Below are 21,608 nucleotides of genomic sequence, written 5' to 3'. Positions count from 1 at the left end.
CCCGGGGGTGGCAACACTTTCCCCCACATTCACCCATGGGGGTGGGCCACATCCATCGTTCCGGCCGGACTCGGCCCGCGCAACGACCACAATGCGCTCATGACCGATGACTGGAAGCGACAGATCGACCGGCTCCACGAGGAACTGGTGCGGCGCGACGATCCGGCCGAGTGGGTCGCGGAGGCGGATGCCGTCGATGCGTCCCGCCGCTACCCGGACCTCGCGCTCCGCGGCCCGGTCTTCGGTCTCGCCGTGCTCGACCCCGCGCGTGCCGCACCCCACGGGAACGGGTCCGAACCCGCCCCGGGATGGCGGCTGTTGAAGCCCGTGACCGACGGTACCCCGCAGGACGCCCGGGACACCCTCAACTCCCATCTCTGGTTCAAGGCCAAGGACGAAACCGACGATCCCGCCGTACGGCGCGAACTGCTCGCCGCGGTGGCGCGACTGGAGAGCGAACCGATCGACGAGCTCACGGTGTGCGGTGCCCGCTACCGGATCGTCCGCGGCGACGAGTTCGCCCGCACCGGCCCGGCCGGGCTGGAGCCGCCCCGGCCCACCGATCCCGAGCCGGCCGACCGTAAGTGGGATGGCCAGAACGACATCCCTTCACCGGACCGGGACTTCGGTCTCGTCCCCGGCCGGGAGACCAGCCCGATGGCCGCCGCCATGAAGGTGGCGCTCCAGGACTTCGCCTATTCGGGGCCGCGCTTCCCGGCCGCCGTCCGCGAGGACTCCGAGCGGGCCTGCACCACCCACCCGGACGTCGTGCTGCTGCCCGTCGGCTTCGCCGTCGCCGAACGCCGCTCCGGCGGCTGGCAGCCGCGGGGCGCGCTGATGCCGACGCCGCACGAGGCGCGGCGGCTGCTCTTCGACGCCATGGTCGAGTTCTGGCCCGAGCTGTACAAGTTCGACGAGGACGAGCGGAGGCGGTACGCGCGGGCCGCCGAGGAGTTCAAGGCCGCCGGCCGGGCGGACGAGGTGCAAGTTGGCGACCGGAAGTTCCAGATCTGCCGCGTCGAGCGGATGGTCCGGACGGGCCCCGACGGCCCGGAGCCGCCTCGCCCGTCGGACGTGGACGACTACGGCCCGACGAAGATCCATCCGACCATGGACGAGGACGGCACCCTGCACTACGACCGGTGACCGGCGGCGAGCACCGCCCGGTGCCCGGCCTCGGCCGCGATCGTGGCGGCGGTCTCCTGGGGCGTCTGTCCGGAGCTGTCCAGCCACCACCCCACCGCGCCCAGTTCCTCCTGCATCGCGCGGTAGAAGGGGGCGATGTCGTAGTCGACGCGTTCCTGGGCGGCGCGGGCGGCGTTGCGCTGTCGGCAGACCTCCGGAGGCGGGGCCAGTACGACGAACATCACCGGCCGGGGAAGCAGCAACTCGGCCATGAAGTCGAGGAGTTCGCGGTCGGCGATGGCGTACTCGATGACCGGGAAGATGTCCTGCTCGGCGAAGTTGTTGGCGAGCGTGCACATGTTGCGGGCGCACAGCAGCAACTGTCGCCGCGACTCGGCCGCGGGTCGGCCGAGGAATCCGACCCGCCCCCGAACGACCATGTACGACAGGAAGTCCCCGTTGATGTGCGCCGCCCGTTCGTGGTGCGCGGCCACCAGCGGCGACACCGTCGACTTCCCGGCCCCCGGCATCCCGGAGACGATCAGGCAGCCGGGCGCCGCCCGTCCTGCCGGCCGGCCGCTGTCCGTCGTCATGCGCAGCCCTCCCTCTCCCGCTGAAATCTCAATTATGTTCGAGATTCCGAGGATTGCCTTCCAATGAGTGAATTCCGGAATGCGGAATCGCTTCGCGGGCGATGCTTCCCGGGTGATGAGCAACGCCTGGTGGCGCCGTGCCGCCACCACAACAGCCCTGATCGTCGCGACAATTCTGCCGACCGGATCGACCACCGCGATAGCCGACCCGATTGCGGGGCCGGCTCCTGCCCCCGCGACGCGGCCCGCCGCCGCATTCGACGCCATTCCGCCGCGTCTCCCGGAGCCACCGCCCGTGGGCGAGGTGCGGACCGAACTCGCCGGCCTGCACGTCGCGGCACCGCATTCGATGAACGGCTACAGCCGGGCCAAATTCCCGCACTGGATCAAGCAGTACGGCGAATGCGACACCCGCGAAGTCGTCCTCGCCCGGGACGGCAAGAACGTCAAGGAGGACGAGAAGTGCCGCGCCGTGTCCGGGACATGGTTCAGCGAATACGACGCCAAGATCTTCACCGTCTCCGGGCAGCTCGACATCGACCACATCGTGCCGCTTGCGAACGCCTGGCGGTCCGGTGCCGACGAGTGGACCACCCCGGAGCGCCGGAAGTTCGCCAACGATCTCGTCCACTCCCAGCTGATCGCGGTGTCGGCCTCCTCCAACCGACAGAAGGGCGACCAGTCCCCGGACCAGTGGGCCCCGCCGCGGCACGCCTACTGGTGCACCTACGCCCGCGCCTGGACCGACGTCAAACACCTCTACCACCTGAACGTCACCGAACCGGAAAAGGCCAAGCTCGACGAGATGTTGGAAACCTGCGAACAGTGACCATCCCCGATCACCACGCACTCACCGACCGGGTCACCGCCGGCCCCGGTGGCGCGATGACGGTTCAGGTCGGCGTCATCACCGGCGACCTGACCGTCACCACCACCGACCGGGGCGACGGCACGGCCCGGGTCGTCATCCACTACACCGGGGCGGAGGACCGCTACGACCTCGAAGGCGGGCCGGTCCGGATTCCGCCCGGCGGCGTGGCCGTGCTCCACCGGGCCGTGTTGGACGCGGTGCGCACCGGCGGCGCCGCCCAGGTGCCCGGCACCCCGCCGCGTCCTTGAGGCGCACCCACCACGACCTCGTTCACGGCGTCAGCGCGCCCCCGTGCCCGTACCCCGTGTCGCCGCGCCCCGCGCCGGGTGCCCATGCCGCGTCAGCCGCGTCCCGCCCCGACGGCGTCCCGCCCCGACGGCCTTCTCGTCGGCGTCCGCGGGCCAGAAGCAGGCGTCCGTACCGGTGTCGACGTCCGTCTCCGTGCCCGCTGCCGGGTGGGGGTCCGGCGCCGTGGGTACCGTCCTCGTCATGCCGTGAAGCGGCGGACGTACCGCTTCTGCCAAGGGGTTTCCACGGCGTGCCGGTCGTAGTGCCGGCGGACGAACTCCACCGCCCGGTCGGCTGGTACGCCGTCGAGTACGGCGAGGCAGGCCAGCGCGGTGCCCGTCCGCCCGCGGCCGCCGCCGCAGGCGAGTTCGACCCGTTCCTCCGCCGCGCGCTCCCATGCCTCGCGGAACACGTGCTCGGCCTCGGTGCGGCTGTGCGGCAGACGGAAGTCGGGCCAGGCCAACCACCGTGATTCCCAAGGTACTTGGGGCGGCTGCTTGCCGAGCAGATACACCGCGTAGGTGGGTGTCGGGCCGGCGGGGAGCGGGTGGCGCAGGCCGCGGCCGCGGACCAGGCGACCGGAGGGCAGGCGCAGGACTCCGGGATCGGTGGCGTTCCAGGTCTCGGTCACTCGTTCACCCTAGGGCCTGCCCCCGTTCACCCGGGGTGAGTTGAGGGGGATGGCGCAAGCCGGGTCCTGGCTTCGGCCCGCGCGCCGGTCCTCGCCTCCCCGCCCCGCAAGGCCCCGCCAGTGCCGGGTCCGGACTCCTCGTCCGCAACCCCCCATGCGAGCGACCCGGGCTGTTCGAGCGGTCGCCGGTGGTCATCCGCCAGGCCCCCCACGGACTGTTCCGGGCAGGGGAACGTGCGTTCATCATCTGCCCCCGGATGCCCCGTTACGGGGACCGGAGTGGGCCGTTTTGTAGGGCACCTGTGCCCATCGTGCGCCTCGGGGGAGAGGAGCGGGTCCGGTGGCCGTGAGGGAGCGCGGCCGGGTTTCGTTCGAATTTCTCCGGGGTGGGAAACCCGGGCGCGGCATGCGGTTGACACCGTGGACGCCGGGGCCGGCCGCCCCCTGCGGCGAGCACGAGCACGAGCACGAGGGCGAGAACGAGAACGAGCGCGAAGGCACGAACGCGAGTCGAGGATCCTGGAAAGGGAGTAAGAGGGATGTTGCGAAAGCTGGTTGGGGACGGGGGTTCCGGGCGCGTGCGGAAGGAGAAACCCGGGGCGGTGACGGGCGGGGGGACGGTCGACGGGGAGGTGTTGCAGTACGTCGACCGGACCGGCAGCCGGGAGCGGGCGGCGCGGCAGATCCGGCTGGTGGACATGGCACGGCGCCTGCCGCAACTGGTGCGGCGCTCGGTCGCGTTGGCCTGGCGCACCGACCGCTGGGCGGCCCTGGGGCTGCTGGTCTGCCAGGTCGCTTCGGGCGCGATGCAGGCGCTCGGACTGCTAGCGGTCAGCGGGACCCTCACGGCGCTGCTGACCGGCGGCGACCTCTACGGCCGGCTGCTCGGGGCCTGGCCGTCGGTGGTCCTGCTGGCGGCCGCCGCCGGGGTGCGGGCGGCGCTCGGGATCGTGGTCGCCTGGCTGTCGTCGAGACTGGGGCCGCAGATGTCCCGGGAGGCCGAACTCCGGTTGCTCCAGGCGGTCACCGAGGTCGAGCTGTCGGCCTATGACGCACCCGGGTTCACCCACCGCAAGGAGGCGGCCGACCGGGGCGCCGAGATCGCGCAGGACCTGGTGGGGGAGGGCCAGGACCTGATCGCCTCGGTCGCCTCGCTGGCGGCCGGCGCGGGCGTGCTGACGGCACTGCATCCGGCGCTGCTGCCGCTGCTGATGCTGGCCAGTCTGCCGCAGGCGGTGGCCCAGGTCGGGGCCGCCCGGGTGCGTTACCTGGCGCGGTTGCGGGCCGGCGGCGACTACCGGCTGCTGTCGATCCTGCGCTGGCACGTCTGCGACCGGTACGCCGCCGACCAGGTCCGGGCCGGCACCATGGCCGACTTCCTGGTGGGGCGCTACCGGCAGATCACCGAGCGGATCAACCGCGCCGACCGGCGCGCGGCCGACACCGGTGCCCGGATGTCCGCGGTGGGCGCGGTCTGCGGCGGGCTGGCCTCGACGGCGGTCTGGGGGGCGGTGGTGTGGCTGCTGGCCACCGGCCGGATGAGCGTCGGGCACGCCGGCACCGCGGTGTTCGCGCTGCAAACGGTCGGCACCGCGCTGCGCGGCCTGGTCGCCGGGGGCGCCCGCATCATGCGCACCGGGCTGTACATGGACGACTGGTCGGAGTTCCTGGCGGAGGCCGGCGGCTTCCGGATGAGTCGCGGCACCGTCGTCCCGGCGGCCCCACGCGAGATCCGCGTCCAGGACCTCGTCTTCCGTTACGAGGAGGCGGCCCGGGACGCGCTGCGCGGCGTCTCGTTCACGCTGCGGCGTGGCGAGGTCATCGCCCTGGTCGGCTACAACGGCAGCGGCAAGACCACCCTGGCCAAACTGCTGAGCGGGCTGTATCTGCCGACGACCGGGGCGGTCACCTGGGACGGGGTGCCCACCGGCGACCTCGATCCGCAGGCCATGTGGTCGCAGGTCGCCCTGGTGCCCCAGGACTACGCGCGCTGGCCGCTGACCGCCCGGGAGAACATCACCCTGGGCCGGTCCACCGAGGGCGGCGACGCGGACATCCATGACGCCTGCGCCCGCTCCGGCGCCGACGAGGTGCTCACCGAGCTGCGTTCCGGCCTGGACACCGTGCTGGCCCGCGACTGGCTCGGCGGACAGGAGCTCTCCGGTGGGCAGTGGCAGCGGATCGCCCTCACCCGGGCGTTCCACCGTCCGGCCGGGCTGCTCGTCCTGGACGAGCCCACCTCCGCGCTGGACCCGTTGGGCGAGCACCGGATCTTCGCCGGCCTGCGGGAGATCGCGGCGACCCGCGCGGTGGTCCTGATCACCCACCGGCTCACCAATGTGGCGGTGGCCGACCGCATCCTGGTCATGGACAAGGGGCAGGTCGTCCAGCACGGCACGTTCCCCGAACTCGTCGCGCAGCCGGGGCTGTTCCGGGACCTGTGGGCCTACCAGCACACACGGGAGGTGCACCGGGCGGCGGAGCGCGGCGAGAGCGGCGTGCACTCGGAGAGTGGGGAGAGCGGACCGGTCGTGGTCACTGCCCTCACGGACGTGCTGCCGTCGGTGCCTGCGGACACCGAGGCCGCCGCGCAGCGGCCCGTCATCACGGGCACCGCGGCACTGCTCGTCAACAAACAGGGGCAGTACCTCCTCCATCTCCGGGACGCGCACAAGGAGATCCGCAACCCCGGCACCTGGTCTCTGCCGGGCGGTGCCCCGGAGGCGGGCGAGACCCCCTACGAGGCCATCGCCCGCGAACTGCGCGAGGAGGCGGAGCTGGTGGTGCCCGACCTGGTGCCGTTCGCGCTGCTGCGGCCCTCCGGGCCGGACGGCACCGTACACGGGCACATCCAGGTCTTCCTCGGGCACTGGAACGGCGACGCGGCGGCGCTGCCGCTCACCGAGGGCGTACTGCTGCACTGGTTCGACGCCGGGATGTTGCCCCGGCTGACGATGTGCGACTGGGCGGCGGAGGCCGTCCGCCGGCACCAGGACGAGCGGTGCGGGGCCGCCGAGGGCGCCTGCGGCTGAGGAGGGGCACGGGCCTGGACCGGGAGGGGGACGGACTGGGCTGAGAGGGGGACGAGCCTGGGCTGAGGGGGCCGGACCGGACCGCTTGCCGGCGGACCGGACCGGCCTCCGTCCCCGCCCGTCGGCCCCCGGCCCCGCATCCTGGTCCGCCGTGGGCTCAACTCGTCGCGCGGTGCCGGGAGACGCACGCGGGGGCTCCCGGCTCGAAGCTGAAACGTGGGCGACGGCCCGGCTCGGCGCCGTGCCATGGGAGGGAGCCGGGAGAACGGAAGGAGGAGTTCCGGTGAGCGGCTGTGAGCCGTCTCGGGGTCGGTGCCCGGCGCCCCCGGGCGGGACGCATCGGGACGGCGTCGCCCGCATGTCATTTGCGTCATCGCGAACGCTAATTTCCGAAGGCTGGCTTTCGGTCAACCTGTGGCCGACGGGCCGTCGGTCTCTTCCCACTTGCCGCACGTTGCGTCATACGTTTCCTACTCAGTGCAGTCGGCGGGAGCGGCCCGCCGCCGAGATCTGTCCGTCCACGGAGGAAGCGATGCCACAGGGAACCATCGTGCTGTTCAACAAGAGCGACTGTGTGGGCATCATCGCCGACGAGCGCGGAGAGCGGCTGCCGTTCTCCGGGATGGAGACGCAGACCACCGACGTCGGCCAGCAGGTCATCTTCGATGTGCGCGGGGCGAAGGCCACCAATGTGACAGCCCTGCGCTGAGGGTCCGGTGACCGTGGACGGCATCACCCCCGGGCCGTCCACGGTCACCGCTGTGCCGGGCGCGGGCCCGCCGTCCGGCCCCGATGGACGAGCAGGGTCCCGAGCGCCGTCCGACGGTGCAGCACCGCCCGGCCGGCACGCTCCGTGGTGAGCAACCCGGCCCCGCGCAGCGCCGCGGCGTGCGTCGAGGCGGTGGCATTGCTGACGCACAGTCGACGGGCGAGTGCGCCGGTGGTGTGCTCCTCTGCCAGAAGCAGCAGGATCTCCAGACGGGTTCGGCCCAGCACCGCTGCCAGCGCCTCGTCGGTACCGCCGACCGCAGAGGGCGGAAGCGGGAGCCCCGGCCCCGCCGGATAGGTCACGTGGAGCGGGCCGCCGGGCGGATCGGCGAGGAGCGGCGGCCCCGACCAGTGGAACGTGGGGACGAGGACGACCCCACGACCCTTCAGTGCGATATCGCGGCGCAGTGCGGCGTCGGCCGCGAACTCCCAGCAATCGCCCCGTAGTCGGGCGCCGGCGGTGAGCCCGTCGAGCGCGGCGGCCAGGCCGTGTTCGGCGACGGTCAGCGCATGGCGGGTGAACTCCGCATGGTGCAGGTCCTGGATCAGCGGCCAGACGGGCCGCAGCACGGCGTCGAAGGCGGCGTACTGGGCCCGGCGCAGCAGCCGCCAGGCAGCGGTGCCGCCCTGGTGGAGGTCATGGAGCCAGGCCGGGGTCGGTGCCAACTGCCCCGCGTATACCCGCTCGACCTCGGAGCGAACGAGCTGCGGCCGGGTGGCCCGTACGGACTCCAAAGCCTCGTCGAGGTCGTCGCCGAACTGGTCGAGGAAGCTCGGGGCCCGCAGACCGGGGACGAGATCCCCGAACGGCTGGGCGGCCGGCGGCAGGGCGCGCAGCGTGCGCTGCCGCCACCGGCCGAAGAGCGGCGCGGCGTCGCGCCGGAACATCATGCTCAGCGCCACGTTCAGCTCCTGGAGCGGCGCCGGCCGGGGTGCGAACCGGACCCGGGCGAAGTCGGCGGCCGTGAAGTGGATCCGGATCACTGCCACCCCTGTCTCCCCGTCGCCCCGCCACCGGCGGCGCCACCCTTTCGGCCAGAGCCTAAAGGATCGCCGCCTTCCGGCCGCGGCAGCCACGATGCCGGTGAACGGCCGACCCGCCACCGGCCCTCAGGGCGGCGGCAGGAGGGCGGCAGGAACGCGGCACGGAAGCGGCAAGCGAGCGATGGCCGCCGGGAGTTGACGGCGCGCGGAGGCGCGGCCGGGAAGCGAGGGGGAGCGATGTCGTGGAGACCGGCAAGGGAGAGTACGGGCGTGGGCGTGGGCGCCGGTGGCAGGGTGGACCGGCGGACGGTCGCCAGGTCGGCGGTGACGGTGGCGGCCGCGGCGCTGCTCGGCGCCGGCGGCCCGGGCGCCGCCCAGGGGCGGGAGCGGGCACCGGGGCGGGACAGGCCGGGGGAGCGGGGCGGCGCGCCGGCGCGGGAACGGGCCCGCCTGACGCCCCGCCTGCCGGCACCCGGTGGCCGGTACCCGGTCGGCGTCACCACGCTCTGTCTCGTCGATCCGGACCGACCCGATCCCTGGGAACCCCGTATCCGCGTAAGGGAGTTGATGCTCACCGTCTTCTACCCCGCCCGTGCGGTGCACGGTCACCCGGTCGCCCGGCAGATGACCGAGGCCGCGGCGATGGTCTTCGGGCAGCTCGACGCCGCCGTGCACCACCTGCCGGCGAGTGGCGTGAACTGGGCGGCCACCAGGACCCACGCACACACCGACGCGCCCGTGAGGGACGTCCCCGCGCCGGTGCTCCTCTACTCCCCGGGCGGCGGCGACCCGCGCACTCTGGGCACGGGCCTGGCGGAGGACCTGGCCGGGCACGGCGCGGTGGTGGTCGCGCTCGATCACCCCGGCGACACCAGCGAGGTGGAGTTCCCGGTGACGCGTCCGGGGCGGCCGGAGAAGGTCCGGACGACCGTGTTCCGCAGCGATCCGCGAAGCGACGCCGATGTCTTCCGCACCATGATCGAGACCCGGACCGCCGACCTCCGGTTTGTCCTCGGGCAGTTGGCGGTGCTGGCGGCGGGTGGCAATCCGGACGCGGTCGGCCGAGCGCTGCCGCCCGGTCTCGGCCGGGCGCTGGATCTGCGGCGGGTGGGCGTCTACGGCCACTCCGCGGGCGGGACCGCCGCGGCCCAGGCGCTCCACGAGGACCGGCGGATCCGGGTGGCGGTCAATATGGAGGGCTATCTCGACCATCCAGGACCGGCGCCGGGGCGGCCGGGGAAGTTGTTCCCCGTCGCCCGTGACGGGGTGGACCGGCCGCTGCTGCTGCTCGGCAGCGCGGGCTTCGCGGGCAGGGACGAACGCGAACGCTCCTGGTCGGCGGTGCGGGCACGCTCGGGCGGCCGGGTCCGCCGGGGGGAGATCGCCCGGGGTGCGCACTGGGTGTTCACCGACTACGCGGCCATCGCCCCGCAACTGGAAGCCGCCGGGCTGATGGACGTCGCCGACCGGCGGGCGTTGGTCGGGCCGATCGGACCGGCCGAATCCGTTCCACTGGTGCGGAGTTGGGTGCGAAGGTTCTTCGCCCGGCATCTGCCGCGGGAGTGACGACGCGGCGTCGGCGGGCGACCACGAGGGCGCCCGCAACGAGGCCGTGCCGTCAGGCCACCGCTCCCTCGGTCCACGCGCGGTCGAGGATCGTGTCCACCGTCTCCTCGACTGTCTGCCGTGAGGTGTCGAGCCACAGCCCGAGATCCCTGGGCGTCTCCGAGCGCAGCAGTGCGTCCAGATCGCGCACGCTCCAGTCCGGGCCGTACGCGGTCTTGGGCCGGCCCGCCTCGCGCGCCGCGACCGTCTCAGGATCGGGCAGCAGGGCGACCACGGCGAGCGGCCGGGTCGAGACGTCGGCGGCCATCCGGGCGAGATGCTCGCCGAGGAGGATGTCCTGTACGACCACGGTGAACCCGGCCGCGGCGTACTCGTCCGCGCAGGCGGCCGTCAGCCGGTGCCGCAACCGCAGCTGTGCGAGGGCCTCCGCCGCCGCGTCCGGGGTCATGCCGACCTGGCCCCGGACGATGTTGCGCCGGAAGCCGTCACCGCGCAGATGCACCGACCGGGGCAGCCGCTCGGCGAGGGCCTGCGCCACCGTGGACTTGCCGGCGGCCTGGATGCCGGTGATCACCACAACTCCCGGTGCCAGCCAGGGGCCTTGAGGGGCGGTCCGTCCGGGCGTGGGGGTCTCGGGAACGTTGGCGGTCATGGCGCCGATTATGTCCTTCGCCGTCCCACCGGGCCCCCGAATATTCCACGGGGCCGGGCTCCGTATGCTCGACGTGAGCAGATCCGGAAGGAAGTCGACCACCACCGGAGGGAGGGCGGCTCGTGACGACCCCCTACTACCAGGACCGTTGGATCACCTGCACCCCGGACGCGCTGCGGGTCCGCGGCTACTACTTCCCGTGGGGCACCAAGACGATCCCGTACACCGCGATCCGCTCGGTGCGGCGGGTGGAGATGGGTGCCCTGACGGGGCAGGGCCGTATCTGGGGCACCGGGCACCCCCGGTACTGGGCGAGCCTGGACCCTCGGCGGATGTCCAAGACCACCGCGTTCGTCCTCGATCTCGGGCGCCGTGTCCGGCCGTTCCTCACCCCTGACGACCCGGACGCCGTGGCGGCGGTCCTCCGTGAGCGGGTGCCGCCGGGCGCGGTGGTGGAGGGCGGCGGCCGGCGGTAGCGGCGACCGGCGCGGGCCGGCAGGGTGACCACGACCAGGTCGCCGAGCCGGATTCCGCCGTCCACCGTCATGGTCCTTTCCGTCGTCCGGTGGGGCGTTGGGTGGTGGCTTCGTACGGGCGGCGGGGGAGGGCGCCGCGGGGCGGTCACCCGGTGGTGGCGTGCGACGGGCGGGCCAGTTCGCGGCGCAGGCGCATGAAGGGGCGGGGGCGGTTGAGGGCGAGGACGGCGCTGGTGCGGCCGTCGCGTTCGTAGCGGGCGAGGAAGCTGCGGTCGTCCGGGGATCCCTCGACGATGCGCGGGACGTCGCCGGGCGCGCGGTGGCCGGCGAACTGGATGCGGACGCCGTACTGGTCGGACCAGAAGTAGGGGAGTGCCCGGTGGGTGCGGACGGTGCGGCCGGCGAGGAGGTTGTGGACGGCGGTGGCGGCCTGTTCGGTGGCGCTGGTCCAGTGTTCGGCGCGGGCGCCGGCCACCTGGGCGACGTCGCCGACGGCCACGATGGCGGGGATCGGGGTGGTGCAGCCGGCGTCGCAGCGGACCCCGTCGGCGAGCGGCAGGCCGGAGCCTGCCAGCCAGTCGGTGGCCGGTCGCACACCGATGCCGGTGACGACGATGTCGGCGGTGAGCAGGCGGCCGTCGGTGAGCTCCACCGCCGTGACCCGGCCGTCGCCGTCCGCGCGCAGTTCCCGGACGCCGGTGCCGGTGAGCAGGGCGACGCCGTGGTCGCCGTGCAGCCGGGCACACAACTCGGCCATTTTTTCGCCGAGTTGGGGCACGAGGGGCAGGGGTGCGGCCTCGACGACGGTGACCTGGTGGCCGAGGGCGGTGCAGGACGCGGCGACCTCGGCGCCGATGAAGCCGCCGCCGATCACCACGACCCGGGCCGGACCGCGGGCCAGGTCGGCGCGCAGGGCGCCGGCGTCGTCGAGCGTGCGCAGGGTGTACGAGCCGGCCGGTGCGGGGCCGGGGAGCCGGCGCGGGGCGGCTCCGGTGGCGAGCACGATGCCGTCGGTGGTCAGGACGCGTCCGGTGTCGAGGTGGACGGCGCGGTGGCGGGTGTCGAGTCGGGTGGCGCGGGTGCCCAGCAGCCATTCCGCGTCGAGGCCGGCGATTTCCTCGGCGTCGGTGAGGGCGAGCGGGGCCTCGCCGGCCGGGTCGGCGGAACCGTCCGCGGTGGCCGGGTCGGTGAGGAACTCCTTGGACAGCGGCGGGCGGTCGTAGGGCAGGTGCGGCTCGTCGCCCACGAGCGTGAGGCGGCCGTCGTAGCCCTGGGCACGCAGGGCGCGTGCGGCGTACAGCCCGGCCAGACAGGCTCCGATGACGGTGACCGACTTCATGCCGCGGTCCCTTCCTCGGCCGTGAGGTGGACGTAGACCATCCCGTCCTCGACCGTGACGGGGTGGGTGCGCACGGGGCGGCGGGCGGGCAGGCAGACCGGCGCTCCGGTGCGGAGATCGAATGAAGCGGCGTGCAGCGGGCATTCGACCAGACACCCCTCCAGCCAGCCGTCCGCGAGTGAGGCGTCCTGGTGGGTGCAGGTGTCGTCGATGGCGTACAGCTCTCCGTCGGCGTTGAAGACGGCGATCGGAGGTGCGGTGTCGAGGCGAACGGACTCGCCGGCGGGCAGGTCAGCGAGATGGCAGACGGGAATCACTGGGCCCCCCTATTACTGTTCGGTACTATCGAGTTTCGCAATCCGCACAACAGAGCGTTATGCGCAACAGAATCCAGTTGGGGGCCCGGCGCGTCAAGCGGTCTCCGGGAATGTCGGCCCGATCGGGCCGCTGGATGGTGGCAGCGAGCTGGGTGGTGACACGGACCTATGACGAAAACGGCCAAGGCGGAGGCGCACGCGAAGAAGCAGCCGGCAGGCAGGCCGGACGTGAAGCCGCGTCGAACGGTGGCGGGAAGACCGCCCGGAGGCGCGGTGAGCGCGGTGCAGTCGGTGGACCGCGCGGTGACCGTCCTGGAGATCCTCGCCGGACTCGGCGAGGCCGGGGTGACCGAGATAGCCGACGAGCTGGGGGTGCACAAGTCGACCGCGTTCCGGCTGCTGGGCGTGCTGGAGAACCGCGGACTGGTCGCCCAGGAGCAGGAGCGCGGCAAGTACTACCTCGGCGCGGGGGTGTTGCGGCTGGCCGGCGCCGCGGCGGTGCGGCTGGACATCTCGCAGGAGGGCGCGGCGGTCTGCCGGACGCTCGCCGACGAACTGGGCGAGACGGTCAACATCGCGGTGATGGAGAGCGATGCCGCGGTCAACATCATGCAGGCCCGCGGGCCGGCGTCGGTCACCGCCCAGAACTGGCTCGGCCGGCGGACGCCGCTGCACGCCACGTCCAGCGGAAAGGCGCTGCTCGCCTACCAGCCGGGGCCGGTCCAGGACGCCGTGCTGGCGAGGAAGTTGCCGCGGCTCACCGAGCGGACCGTGACCTCCCCGGTCGAACTGCGCGGCCAGCTCGCCGAGGTGGTCGAGAAGGGCTTCGCGGTCGCGGTCGAGGAACTGGAGTTGGGGCTGCGCGCGGTCGCCGCGCCGGTGCGGGCGCACGACGGCTCGGTCATCGGCGCGATCAGTGTCTCGGTGCCCGCCTACCGGCTGGACGCTGCGCGGCTGCCGGAGGTGGTCAAGCGCACCGTCGCCGCCGGTGAGGAGCTCTCCCGCCGGATGGGGTACGCCTGTTGACGGGTTCCGGGCGGTCCGGGCGCGGCGCCCGCTGACCGCCGGATGAGGGTCCTCGGGAGCGGGGCCGGGTCTCGGGACCCGGCCCCGCTGCCGTGTGCGCGGGGGCGTGCGCCGGCCGCGGGCGGTGCCTTCGGATGCGTAACCGGCCGTTTACGAACCGCCGGCGCGAACCTCTTGACGCTGCCGATACGGCGTTCCCACTATGTCTCTCATCGCGCAACCAGTCGTGCAGTGCGCAACACTGAGGGGTAGGGCATGCCACACGAAGTCCATGCCGTCGTCGCGGCGAAGAAGGGCGCTCCCGTCGGTCCCCAGATGATTGTGGTGCCGGATCCCGGCCCCGGAGAAGTGCTCGTCGACGTCCAGGCCAGCGGCGTCTGCCACACCGATCTGCACTACCGCGAGGGCGCCGTCACCGACGACTTTCCCGTTCTGCTCGGCCATGAGGCGGCCGGGATCGTCGAGGCCGTCGGCGCGGGCGTCACCGACCTCGCGCCCGGCGACTTCGTGGTGCTCGCCTGGCGTGCGCCCTGCGGACGGTGCCGGTCCTGCCGGCGCGGCCGCCCCTGGTACTGCTTCGACTCCCGCAACGCCGCCCAGCCGATGACGCTGCTCGACGGCACCCCGCTCACCCCCGCCCTCGGCATCGGGGCGTTCGCCGAGAAGACCCTGGTCGCGGCCGGACAGGCCATCAGGGTCGATCCCTCGGCCCGGCCCGAGGCGGCCGGGCTGATCGGCTGCGGGGTGATGGCCGGCTACGGCGCCGCCGTGCACACCGGGGCGGTCGGCAGCGGCGACACCGTCGCCGTCATCGGCTGCGGCGGGGTCGGCAACGCCGCCGTCGCCGGCGCCTCGATCGCCGGGGCCCGCCGGGTCATCGCCGTCGACATCGACGAACGCAAACTGGACGTCGCCACCCGCTTCGGCGCCACCCACACCGTCGACTCCCGCCGCACCGACCCCGTCGAGGCGGTCCGGGAGCTGACCGGCGGCCACGGCGCGGACGTGGTCATCGACGCGGTCGGCCGTCCCGAGACCTACCGCCAGGGCTTCTACATGCGGGACCTCGCCGGCACCCTGGTCCAGGTCGGGGTGCCCGAACCCGACATGCGGATCGAGCTGCCGCTGATCGACCTCTTCTCCCGCGGCGGCGCCCTGAAGTCCTCCTGGTACGGCGACTGCCTGCCCAGCCGCGACTTCCCCGTCCTCATCGACCGCTACCTCAGCGGCCGGCTCGACCTCGACGGATTCGTCACCGAGACCATCGGCCTGGACGACGTGGAGGCCGCCTTCGACAAGATGCGGGACGGCCGGGTGCTGCGCTCGGTGGTGGTCCTGTGACCGGCCCGCGGCACGACCCCGCCGACGCCCGGGTCGTCGTCATCGGAGCCGGCATCGTCGGCTGCTCGCTCGCCGACGAACTCACCGCCCGCGGCTGGCGCCGGGTCACCGTCCTCGACCAGGGCCCGCTGCCCGCCCCCGGCGGCTCCACCTCGCACGCCCCCGGACTGGTCTTCCAGACGAACCCGTCCAAGACCCTGACCGAGTTCGCCGCCTACACCGTACGGAAGTTCGGCTCCCTCGACGTCGACGGCCTGCCCTGCTTCCACCCCGTCGGCGGCCTGGAGGTCGCCACCACCGAGGCCCGCTGGGCCGACCTCCACCGCAAGGCCGGCCTCGCCGCCTCCTGGGGCGTCCGCGGCGAACTCCTCGACGCCCGGCAGTGCAGGAAGCTCTGGCCGCTGCTCGACGAGACCGAGCTGTACGGCGGGTTCCACACCCCCGACGACGGCCTGGCCCGCGCCGTGCTCGCCTGCCGCGCCCAGATGGCCCGCGCCGAAGGCCGCGGGGCCCGCTTCCTGGGGCGGCACACCGTCACCGGCATCGAGCGGGCGGCCGGTCGCGTCACCGGCGTCGTCACCGACCGCGGCGTCTTCCCCGCCGACCACGTCGTCTCCGCCGCCGGCTTCTGGGGGCCGGTGATCGGCGCGATGGCCGGCGTCGACGTCCCGCTGCTCCCCCTGGCTCACCAGTACGTCACCACCGCACCGCTGCCCGAACTCGCCGGCGTCGCCACCGATGATCGCCATGGGGGTCCCCCCTGCTCGAACAGAGTTGAGAGCTCGGGGGACGAGGCGAGCCGGCCGATCCTCCGCTTCCAGGACCGCGACCTCTACTTCCGCGAGCACCACGACCGCATCGGCATCGGCTCCTACGCCCACCGCCCCATGCCCGTCGACCCGTTCACCGTCCCCTCCTACGACGACGCCCCCGTGATGCCCTCCTCCCTGCCGTTCACCGAGGAGGACTTCGCACCCAGCTGGCGCGACAGCGTCGCACTGCTGCCCGCCCTCGGCCGGTCCCGGATCGCCGGCGGCTTCAACGGCATCTTCTCCTTCACCCCCGACGGCATGCCGGTCCTCGGCGAATCCCGCACCCTGCGCGGCTTCTGGCTCGCCGAGGCGGTCTGGGTCACCCACTCCGCCGGCGTCGCCAGGGCCGTCGCCGAGTGGATGACCGACGGCCGGCCCGCCACCGACATCCACGAGTGCGACCTCACCCGCTTCGAGGACGCCCAGCGCTCACCCGCCTACACCGAGGAGCGCGGCGCCCAGAACTTCATCGAGGTCTACGACGTCGTCCACCCCCTCCAGCCCATGGAGCGGCCCCGCCCGCTGCGCACCAGCCCCTTCTATCCGCGCCAGCAGGAACTCGGCGCGTACTTCCTGGAGGCCGGCGGCTGGGAGCGCCCCCACTGGTTCGAGGCCAACGCCCCGCTCGCCGAGGGGCTCCGACTCCCCGAACGCGACGCCTGGTCCGCCCGCTACTGGTCGCCGATCGCCGCCGCCGAGGCCGTCGCCACCCGCGAACGGGTCGCCCTCTACGACATGACCCCGCTGCGCCGCCTGGAGGTCACCGGACCCGGCGCGCTGGACTTCCTCCAGCGCATGACGACCAATCAGCTGAAGAAGAAGCCCGGCGCGGTGACCTACACCCTCCTCCTCGACGAGGCCGGCGGCATCCGCTCCGACCTCACCGTCGCCCGGCTCGCCCCGGACCGCTTCCAGGTCGGCGCCAACAGCCCGGCCGACCTCGACTGGCTGCTGCGGCACGCCCCGCAGGACGTCGCCGTCCGGGACCTCACCTCCGGCACCTGCTGCATCGGCGTCTGGGGACCGCTCGCCCGGGACCTCGTCCAGCCGCTGACCCGCGACGACTTCTCGCACGACGCCTTCGGCTACTTCAGGGCCAGGCAGACCTACCTCGGCCATGTCCCGGTCACCGCGCTGCGGCTGAGCTACGTGGGCGAACTCGGCTGGGAGCTCTACACCACCGCCGACCTCGGGCTGCGCCTGTGGGACACGCTGTGGGCGGCCGGCCGGGAGCACGGCGTGATCGCCGCCGGCCGCAGCGCCTTCAACAGCCTCCGCCTGGAGAAGGGCTACCGTGCCTGGGGCCAGGACATGACCACCGAACACAACCCCTACGAGGCCGGCCTCGGCTTCGCCGTCCGCCCCGCCAAGGGCGACTTCGTCGGCCGCGCCGCCCTGGCGGGCCTCGGCGAGGAGACCGCCGCCCGCAGGCTCGCCTGCCTCACCCTCGACGACCCCGCCGCCAACGTCCTCGGCAAGGAACCCGTCCACTTCGACGGCGCCCCCGTCGGCCATGTCACCTCCGCCGCCTACGGATACACCGTCGGCCGGGGCATCGCCTACGCCTGGCTGCCGGCCGCCGCCGCGGTCCCCGGCACCGCCGTCCACATCGAGTACTTCGGGGAGAAGGTCGCCGCGACCGTCGCCCAGGAGCCGCTCTACGACCCGGGGATGACCCGCATCCGCCGCTAGCCCGCCCGAAGCCCGCCATAAGGAGCGCGACCGCATGGCACCCACCTACGACGTCATCGTCCTCGGCCTGGGCGGGATGGGCAGCGCCGCCGCCCACCACCTCGCCGCCCGCGGCGCCCGGGTCCTGGGCCTGGAGAAGTTCGGCCCGGTCCACCACCGCGGCTCCAGCCACGGAGGTTCCCGGATCACCCGCCAGTCCTACTTCGAGGACCCCGCCTACGTCCCCTTGCTCCTGCGCTCCTACGAGCTGTACGCCAAGCTGGAGCGCGACACCGGCCGGCGGATCGCCACCCTGTGCGGCGGCGTGATGGTCGGCCGCCCCGACAGCCGCACCGTCCGCGGCAGCCTGGCCTCCGCCCGGCAGTGGGACCTCCCGCACGAGATGCTCGACGCCCCGGAGATCCGCCGCCGCTTCCCCACCCTCACCCCCGCCCCCGACGAGGTCGCCCTCTACGAGGCACGCGCCGGGCTCGTCCGCCCCGAGAACACCGTCGCCGCCCATGTCCAGCTCGCCACCCGGGACGGCGCCGAACTGCACTTCGAGGAGCCGGTCACCCGCTGGGAGGAGCTGCCCGGCGGCGCCGGGGTCCGCGTCCACACCCACGAGAACGCCTACACCGCCGGCCAGTTGGTGATCTGCCCCGGCGCCTGGGCGCCCGGGCTGCTCGCCGACCTCGGCGTCCCGGTCACCATCGAGCGGCACATCATGTACTGGTTCGCCCCCGACGGCGGCACCGCCCCCTTCGTCCCCGAAGCCCACCCCATCTACATCTGGGAGGACACCCGGGGCGTCCAGATCTACGGTTTCCCCGCCATCGACGGCCCCGACGGCGGCGCCAAGGTCGCCTTCTTCCGACGGGGCACCGCCTGCACCCCGGAGACCATCGACCGCACCGTCCACGACCACGAGGTCCGCGCCATGGCCGACCAGCTCGGCCCGCGCATCCCGACCCTGCCCGGCCGCTTCCTGAAGGCCGCCACCTGCATGTACTCCAACACCCCCGACGAACACTTCGTGATCACCCGCCATCCGGCGCACCCGGAGACCGTCACCGTCGCCTGCGGCTTCTCCGGCCACGGCTTCAAGTTCGTCCCCGTCGTCGGCGAGATCGTCGCCGACCTCGCGCTCACCGGCGGCACCGCGCACCCCATCGACCTGTTCGCCCCGTCCCGCCGCCGTACCGGGCAGAGCCCCGTCCGCTCCGCCGCCACGGTCGCCTGAGGAGAGCAGCCATGACGACCACACCCGCCGCTGCGCGACCGACCGCCGCCGACGCCACCGACCCCGCCGGGCCCAGTCTGATCGCCACCCTCCCCGGCCGCGCCTACACCGACCCGGACGGCTTCCGGCGCGAACAGGAGCTGATCTTCGAACGGTTGTGGTTCTGCGCCGTCCGCGGCGCCGACCTCGCCAGGCCGGGCGCCTTCCGCACCGTCCGGGTCGGCCGGGAGAGCGTCCTGATCACCCGCAACCGTGCCGGCCGACTCCGTGCCTTCCTCAACATCTGCCGGCATCGCGGCGCCCAGCTGTGCACCGCGGAGGCCGGCGAGGTCCGCCGCAACCTCCAATGTCCGTACCACGCCTGGACCTACGACCTCGACGGCCGGCTGGTGGCCGCCCCCAACCTCCAGAAGATGCCGGACGTGGACCGCACCGAACGCGGCCTGGTCCCCGTCCCGTTGCGGGAATGGCTCGGCTATGCCTGGGTGTGCCTGGCCGACGACCCGCCGTCCTTCGAGGACACCGTGATCGGCGCGGCCGTCGAGCGGCTGGGCGACGCCGCCGCCCTGGACCGCTACCGCACCGAGACCCTCGCCCTGGGCCGGCGCATCGGCTACGACGTACGGGCCAACTGGAAGCTGATCGTCGAGAACTTCATGGAGTGCTACCACTGCGCCACCATCCACCCCGAACTCACCGACGTCCTACCGGAGTTCGCGGACGGTTTCGCCGCCCAGTACTACGTCGGCCACGGCGCCGAGTTCGCCCCGGAGGCAGCTGGCTTCACGGTGGACGGCAGCGCGGGATTCGGCCGGCTCCCGGGCATCGACGACAGTCAGGACCGGCGCTACTATGCCGTGACCGTCCGCCCCCAGGTGTTCGTCAACCTCGTCCCCGACCACGTCATCCTGCACCGGATGTTCCCGCTCGCCGCCGACCGCACCCTGGTCGAGTGCGACTGGCTGTATCTGCCCGAGGTCGTCGACTCCGGCGCCGACGTCGCCAAGTCCGTCGAGCTGTTCCACCGGGTCAACGCCCAGGACTTCGACGCCTGCGAGCGCACCCAGCCGGCCATGGACTCCCGCGCCTACCGCGACGGCGGCGTCCTGGTGCCCAGCGAACACCACATCGGCGGGTTCCACGCCTGGGTCACCGCACAACTGGCGGGCGGGCGCGGCTGACCCGTTCCGCGGCGGGCGCCCGCTCCGCACCCACGGCCACGACCGGTTCGACTGAGGAGGACGGCCCTTGACCGCACCCGCCGACACCCCGCCGGAGGACGACACCGGCGACGACACCGGCCTGGCGGAGTTCGGCTACCGCCCCGAACTCCAGCGCACCCTGGGCAGCTTCCACACCTTCGCCGCCGGCATCAGCTACATCTCCATCCTCACCGGCACCTTCCAGCTCTTCTACTTCGGCTACGGGCACGGCGGCCCGGCGTACTGGTGGTCCTGGCCGATGGTCTTCGCCGGCCAGCTGATGGTCGCCCTCTCCTTCGCCGAACTGGCCGCCCGCCACCCGGTCGCCGGCTCCGTCTACAACTGGGCGAAGAAGCTCGGCAATCCGCACCTCGGCTGGCTGGCCGGCTGGATGATGCTGGTCGCCTCCATCGTGTCGCTGGCCGCGGTGGCCCTCGCCTATCAACTGACGCTGCCTCAGATCTCCCGGGTCTTCCAGTTCGTCGGCGACGGCACCGGCACCTACGACACCGCGACCAACGCCGTCCTGCTGGCCACCGTCCTGATCCTGTTCACCACCCTGGTCAACGCCTTCGGCGTGAAGCTGATGGCCCGGATCAACACCGCCGGCGTCTTCGTCGAACTGATCGCCACCGTCGTCCTCATCGCGCTGTTCGCGCTGCACATCGTCCGCGGCCCCGGCGTGCTGCTCCAGACCCACCACACCGGCGCCGGGCAACCCCTCGGCTACCTGGGCGCCTTCCTCACCGCCTCGCTCGCCTCCGCCTACGTCATGTACGGCTTCGACACCGCGGCCTCGCTGGGCGAGGAGTCGCTGGACCCCTCGCGCAACGCCCCGCGCGCCATCCTCCGCGCGCTGATCGCCTCGTTCGTGCTCGGCGGACTGGTCCTGCTGCTCGCCCTGATGAGCGTCGGCAGCCTCGACGGCAAGGGGCTGACCACCGACGGGCTCCAGTACGTCGTCCTGGACGTGCTCGGCGACACCGGCGGCAGGGCGATGCTCTGGTGCGTCCTGATCGCCGTCACGGTCTGCGCGCTGGCCGTGCACACGGCCGCGATCCGGCTCACCTTCGCGATGGCCCGCGACACCAACCTCCCCTTCGCCGCCCGGCTCGCCCGGGTCAGTCCGCGCTTTCGCACCCCGGTCCTGCCCGCGGTGCTCATCGGTGTGCTGTCGCTGGCCGTGCTGCTCCTCAACATCCGCCAGCCGCAGATCTTCTCGGTCGTCACCAGCCTCGGCATCATCCTGATCTACGCGGCGTATCTGCTGGTCACCGCGCCCATGCTGGTCGCCAGGCTGCGCGGCGGATGGCGGCCGGCCGGCGGCGGCCGGTTCACCCTGGGCCGCTGGGGACTGCCGGTCAACATCGCCGCCGTCCTCTGGGGCGCCGCCATGATCGTCAACCTCGCCTGGCCGCGCGCCACCGTCTACAACGCCACCGGCCCGCAGCACTGGTATCTGCGCTGGGGCGCGGTGCTCTTCGTCGGCGCCGTCGCGGTCGGCGGCTTCGCCTACTACTGGTGCGTCCAGCGCCACCGCACCGGCATCCTCGCCGACCACGCGGCACGACCGGCAGCGGCCGCCGGCACAGACACCGGCACCCAGGTCACCGTTTCCGCCGACGACTGATCCACCCGGGCCCGGCCGGCCGGATCGCCCGCCGGGCCCAC

Annotated in this window: 19 protein-coding genes; 13 read left to right on the top strand and 6 right to left on the bottom strand. The window is 73.1% G+C overall.

Annotation, left to right across the window (positions count from 1 at the left end):
* Positions 1 to 99 precede the first annotated feature (99 nt).
* The gene (locus K2224_RS20940) at positions 100 to 1,146 is read left to right on the top strand and encodes a DUF5954 family protein (protein WP_221908047.1); all 1,047 of its coding nucleotides are present in this window, start codon (positions 100 to 102) and stop codon (positions 1,144 to 1,146) included.
* Here K2224_RS20940 and K2224_RS20935 read toward each other — a convergent pair.
* The gene (locus tag K2224_RS20935) at positions 1,134 to 1,718 is read right to left on the bottom strand and encodes an AAA family ATPase (protein ID WP_221908046.1); all 585 of its coding nucleotides are present in this window, start codon (positions 1,716 to 1,718) and stop codon (positions 1,134 to 1,136) included. The two genes, K2224_RS20940 and K2224_RS20935, sit on opposite strands and share 13 nt — an antisense overlap.
* Before the next feature lie 79 nt (positions 1,719 to 1,797).
* Between K2224_RS20935 and K2224_RS20930 the strand changes: the two genes are divergently transcribed.
* A complete protein-coding gene (locus K2224_RS20930) occupies positions 1,798 to 2,547 on the top strand; it encodes an HNH endonuclease family protein (protein WP_260692856.1) in 750 nt (249 codons plus the stop codon).
* Positions 2,544 to 2,837, top strand: coding sequence for a hypothetical protein (locus K2224_RS20925; protein ID WP_221908045.1), 294 nt, complete (start codon positions 2,544 to 2,546; stop codon positions 2,835 to 2,837). Before K2224_RS20930 ends, K2224_RS20925 begins: the two co-directional genes overlap by 4 nt.
* Positions 2,838 to 3,076: 239 nt before the next feature.
* Here K2224_RS20925 and K2224_RS20920 read toward each other — a convergent pair whose 3' ends face one another.
* Positions 3,077 to 3,508 (bottom strand): protein phosphatase, encoded by a 432-nt coding sequence (locus K2224_RS20920; RefSeq protein ID WP_221908044.1) that lies wholly within the window; start codon positions 3,506 to 3,508, stop codon positions 3,077 to 3,079.
* Positions 3,509 to 4,110: 602 nt separating this feature from the next.
* Between K2224_RS20920 and K2224_RS20915 the strand changes: the two genes are divergently transcribed.
* Positions 4,111 to 6,540 (top strand): ATP-binding cassette domain-containing protein, encoded by a 2,430-nt coding sequence (locus K2224_RS20915; protein ID WP_221908043.1) that lies wholly within the window; start codon positions 4,111 to 4,113, stop codon positions 6,538 to 6,540.
* A 532-nt stretch (positions 6,541 to 7,072) separates the two neighbouring features.
* Positions 7,073 to 7,249, top strand: coding sequence for a hypothetical protein (locus K2224_RS20910; protein ID WP_221908042.1), 177 nt, complete (start codon positions 7,073 to 7,075; stop codon positions 7,247 to 7,249).
* A 44-nt stretch (positions 7,250 to 7,293) separates the two neighbouring features.
* Here K2224_RS20910 and K2224_RS20905 read toward each other — a convergent pair whose 3' ends face one another.
* On the bottom strand, positions 7,294 to 8,292 hold the full coding sequence (locus tag K2224_RS20905) for a helix-turn-helix transcriptional regulator (protein WP_221909851.1): 999 nt from the start codon (positions 8,290 to 8,292) through the stop codon (positions 7,294 to 7,296).
* A 270-nt stretch (positions 8,293 to 8,562) separates the two neighbouring features.
* Here K2224_RS20905 and K2224_RS20900 point away from each other — a divergent pair, with 270 nt between their 5' ends.
* On the top strand, positions 8,563 to 9,858 hold the full coding sequence (locus K2224_RS20900) for an alpha/beta hydrolase (RefSeq protein WP_260692855.1): 1,296 nt from the start codon (positions 8,563 to 8,565) through the stop codon (positions 9,856 to 9,858).
* 52 nt (positions 9,859 to 9,910) lie between these two features.
* On the opposite strand, the gene K2224_RS20895 is transcribed toward K2224_RS20900, so the two are convergent.
* A complete protein-coding gene (locus K2224_RS20895; protein WP_260692854.1) occupies positions 9,911 to 10,510 on the bottom strand; it encodes an AAA family ATPase in 600 nt (199 codons plus the stop codon).
* A gap of 122 nt (positions 10,511 to 10,632) precedes the next feature.
* Between K2224_RS20895 and K2224_RS20890 the strand changes: the two genes are divergently transcribed.
* On the top strand, positions 10,633 to 10,986 hold the full coding sequence (locus K2224_RS20890) for a PH domain-containing protein (RefSeq protein ID WP_221908041.1): 354 nt from the start codon (positions 10,633 to 10,635) through the stop codon (positions 10,984 to 10,986).
* A gap of 145 nt (positions 10,987 to 11,131) precedes the next feature.
* Here the strand turns inward: K2224_RS20890 and K2224_RS20885 are convergent, their stop codons facing one another.
* Both K2224_RS20885 and K2224_RS20880 read right to left on the bottom strand, forming a co-directional pair.
* The gene (locus K2224_RS20885) at positions 11,132 to 12,325 is read right to left on the bottom strand and encodes an NAD(P)/FAD-dependent oxidoreductase (protein WP_221908040.1); all 1,194 of its coding nucleotides are present in this window, start codon (positions 12,323 to 12,325) and stop codon (positions 11,132 to 11,134) included.
* Entirely contained in the window at positions 12,322 to 12,642 is a 321-nt protein-coding gene (locus K2224_RS20880) for a bifunctional 3-phenylpropionate/cinnamic acid dioxygenase ferredoxin subunit (protein WP_221908039.1), read from the bottom strand. Before K2224_RS20880 ends, K2224_RS20885 begins: the two co-directional genes overlap by 4 nt.
* A gap of 282 nt (positions 12,643 to 12,924) precedes the next feature.
* On the opposite strand from K2224_RS20880, the gene K2224_RS20875 reads away from it, so the two are divergent.
* From K2224_RS20875 to K2224_RS20850, 6 genes are all read left to right on the top strand, one after another.
* A complete protein-coding gene (locus K2224_RS20875) occupies positions 12,925 to 13,668 on the top strand; it encodes an IclR family transcriptional regulator (RefSeq protein ID WP_221909848.1) in 744 nt (247 codons plus the stop codon).
* Between the two features lie 255 nt (positions 13,669 to 13,923).
* Positions 13,924 to 15,009 carry an S-(hydroxymethyl)mycothiol dehydrogenase gene (locus K2224_RS20870; RefSeq protein WP_221908038.1) on the top strand — a complete coding sequence of 362 codons (1,086 nt, stop codon included), beginning with the start codon at positions 13,924 to 13,926 and terminating at the stop codon, positions 15,007 to 15,009.
* A complete protein-coding gene (locus K2224_RS20865) occupies positions 15,006 to 17,513 on the top strand; it encodes an FAD-dependent oxidoreductase (RefSeq protein WP_221908037.1) in 2,508 nt (835 codons plus the stop codon). The genes K2224_RS20870 and K2224_RS20865 overlap by 4 nt, the downstream gene beginning before the upstream one ends.
* A gap of 34 nt (positions 17,514 to 17,547) precedes the next feature.
* Positions 17,548 to 18,735: an N-methyl-L-tryptophan oxidase gene (gene solA, locus K2224_RS20860; protein WP_221908036.1), complete on the top strand. Its 1,188-nt coding sequence runs from the start codon at positions 17,548 to 17,550 to the stop codon at positions 18,733 to 18,735.
* Between the two features lie 11 nt (positions 18,736 to 18,746).
* The gene (locus tag K2224_RS20855) at positions 18,747 to 19,916 is read left to right on the top strand and encodes an aromatic ring-hydroxylating dioxygenase subunit alpha (RefSeq protein WP_221908035.1); all 1,170 of its coding nucleotides are present in this window, start codon (positions 18,747 to 18,749) and stop codon (positions 19,914 to 19,916) included.
* A 67-nt stretch (positions 19,917 to 19,983) separates the two neighbouring features.
* Entirely contained in the window at positions 19,984 to 21,567 is a 1,584-nt protein-coding gene (locus K2224_RS20850) for an APC family permease (protein WP_221908034.1), read from the top strand.
* Positions 21,568 to 21,608: the final 41 nt, after the last annotated feature.

This window comes from Streptomyces sp. BHT-5-2 (assembly GCF_019774615.1).
Taxonomy (GTDB): domain Bacteria; phylum Actinomycetota; class Actinomycetes; order Streptomycetales; family Streptomycetaceae; genus Streptomyces.
Note: the sequence above shows the minus strand (reverse complement) of the source record. Positions and strands in the feature narration are given on the sequence as shown.

Excerpts from the sequence above, each read along its gene's own strand:
- K2224_RS20940 (WP_221908047.1), top strand. The coding sequence starts at position 100 with ATGACCGATGACTGGAAGCGACAGATCGACCGGCTCCACGAGGAACTG.
- K2224_RS20935 (WP_221908046.1), bottom strand. The coding sequence starts at position 1,718 with ATGACGACGGACAGCGGCCGGCCGGCAGGACGGGCGGCGCCCGGCTGC.
- K2224_RS20930 (WP_260692856.1), top strand. The coding sequence starts at position 1,798 with ATGCGGAATCGCTTCGCGGGCGATGCTTCCCGGGTGATGAGCAACGCC.
- K2224_RS20910 (WP_221908042.1), top strand. The coding sequence starts at position 7,073 with ATGCCACAGGGAACCATCGTGCTGTTCAACAAGAGCGACTGTGTGGGC.
- K2224_RS20895 (WP_260692854.1), bottom strand. The coding sequence starts at position 10,510 with ATGACCGCCAACGTTCCCGAGACCCCCACGCCCGGACGGACCGCCCCT.
- K2224_RS20885 (WP_221908040.1), bottom strand. The coding sequence starts at position 12,325 with ATGAAGTCGGTCACCGTCATCGGAGCCTGTCTGGCCGGGCTGTACGCC.
- K2224_RS20870 (WP_221908038.1), top strand. The coding sequence starts at position 13,924 with ATGCCACACGAAGTCCATGCCGTCGTCGCGGCGAAGAAGGGCGCTCCC.
- solA (WP_221908036.1), top strand. The coding sequence starts at position 17,548 with ATGGCACCCACCTACGACGTCATCGTCCTCGGCCTGGGCGGGATGGGC.
- K2224_RS20855 (WP_221908035.1), top strand. The coding sequence starts at position 18,747 with ATGACGACCACACCCGCCGCTGCGCGACCGACCGCCGCCGACGCCACC.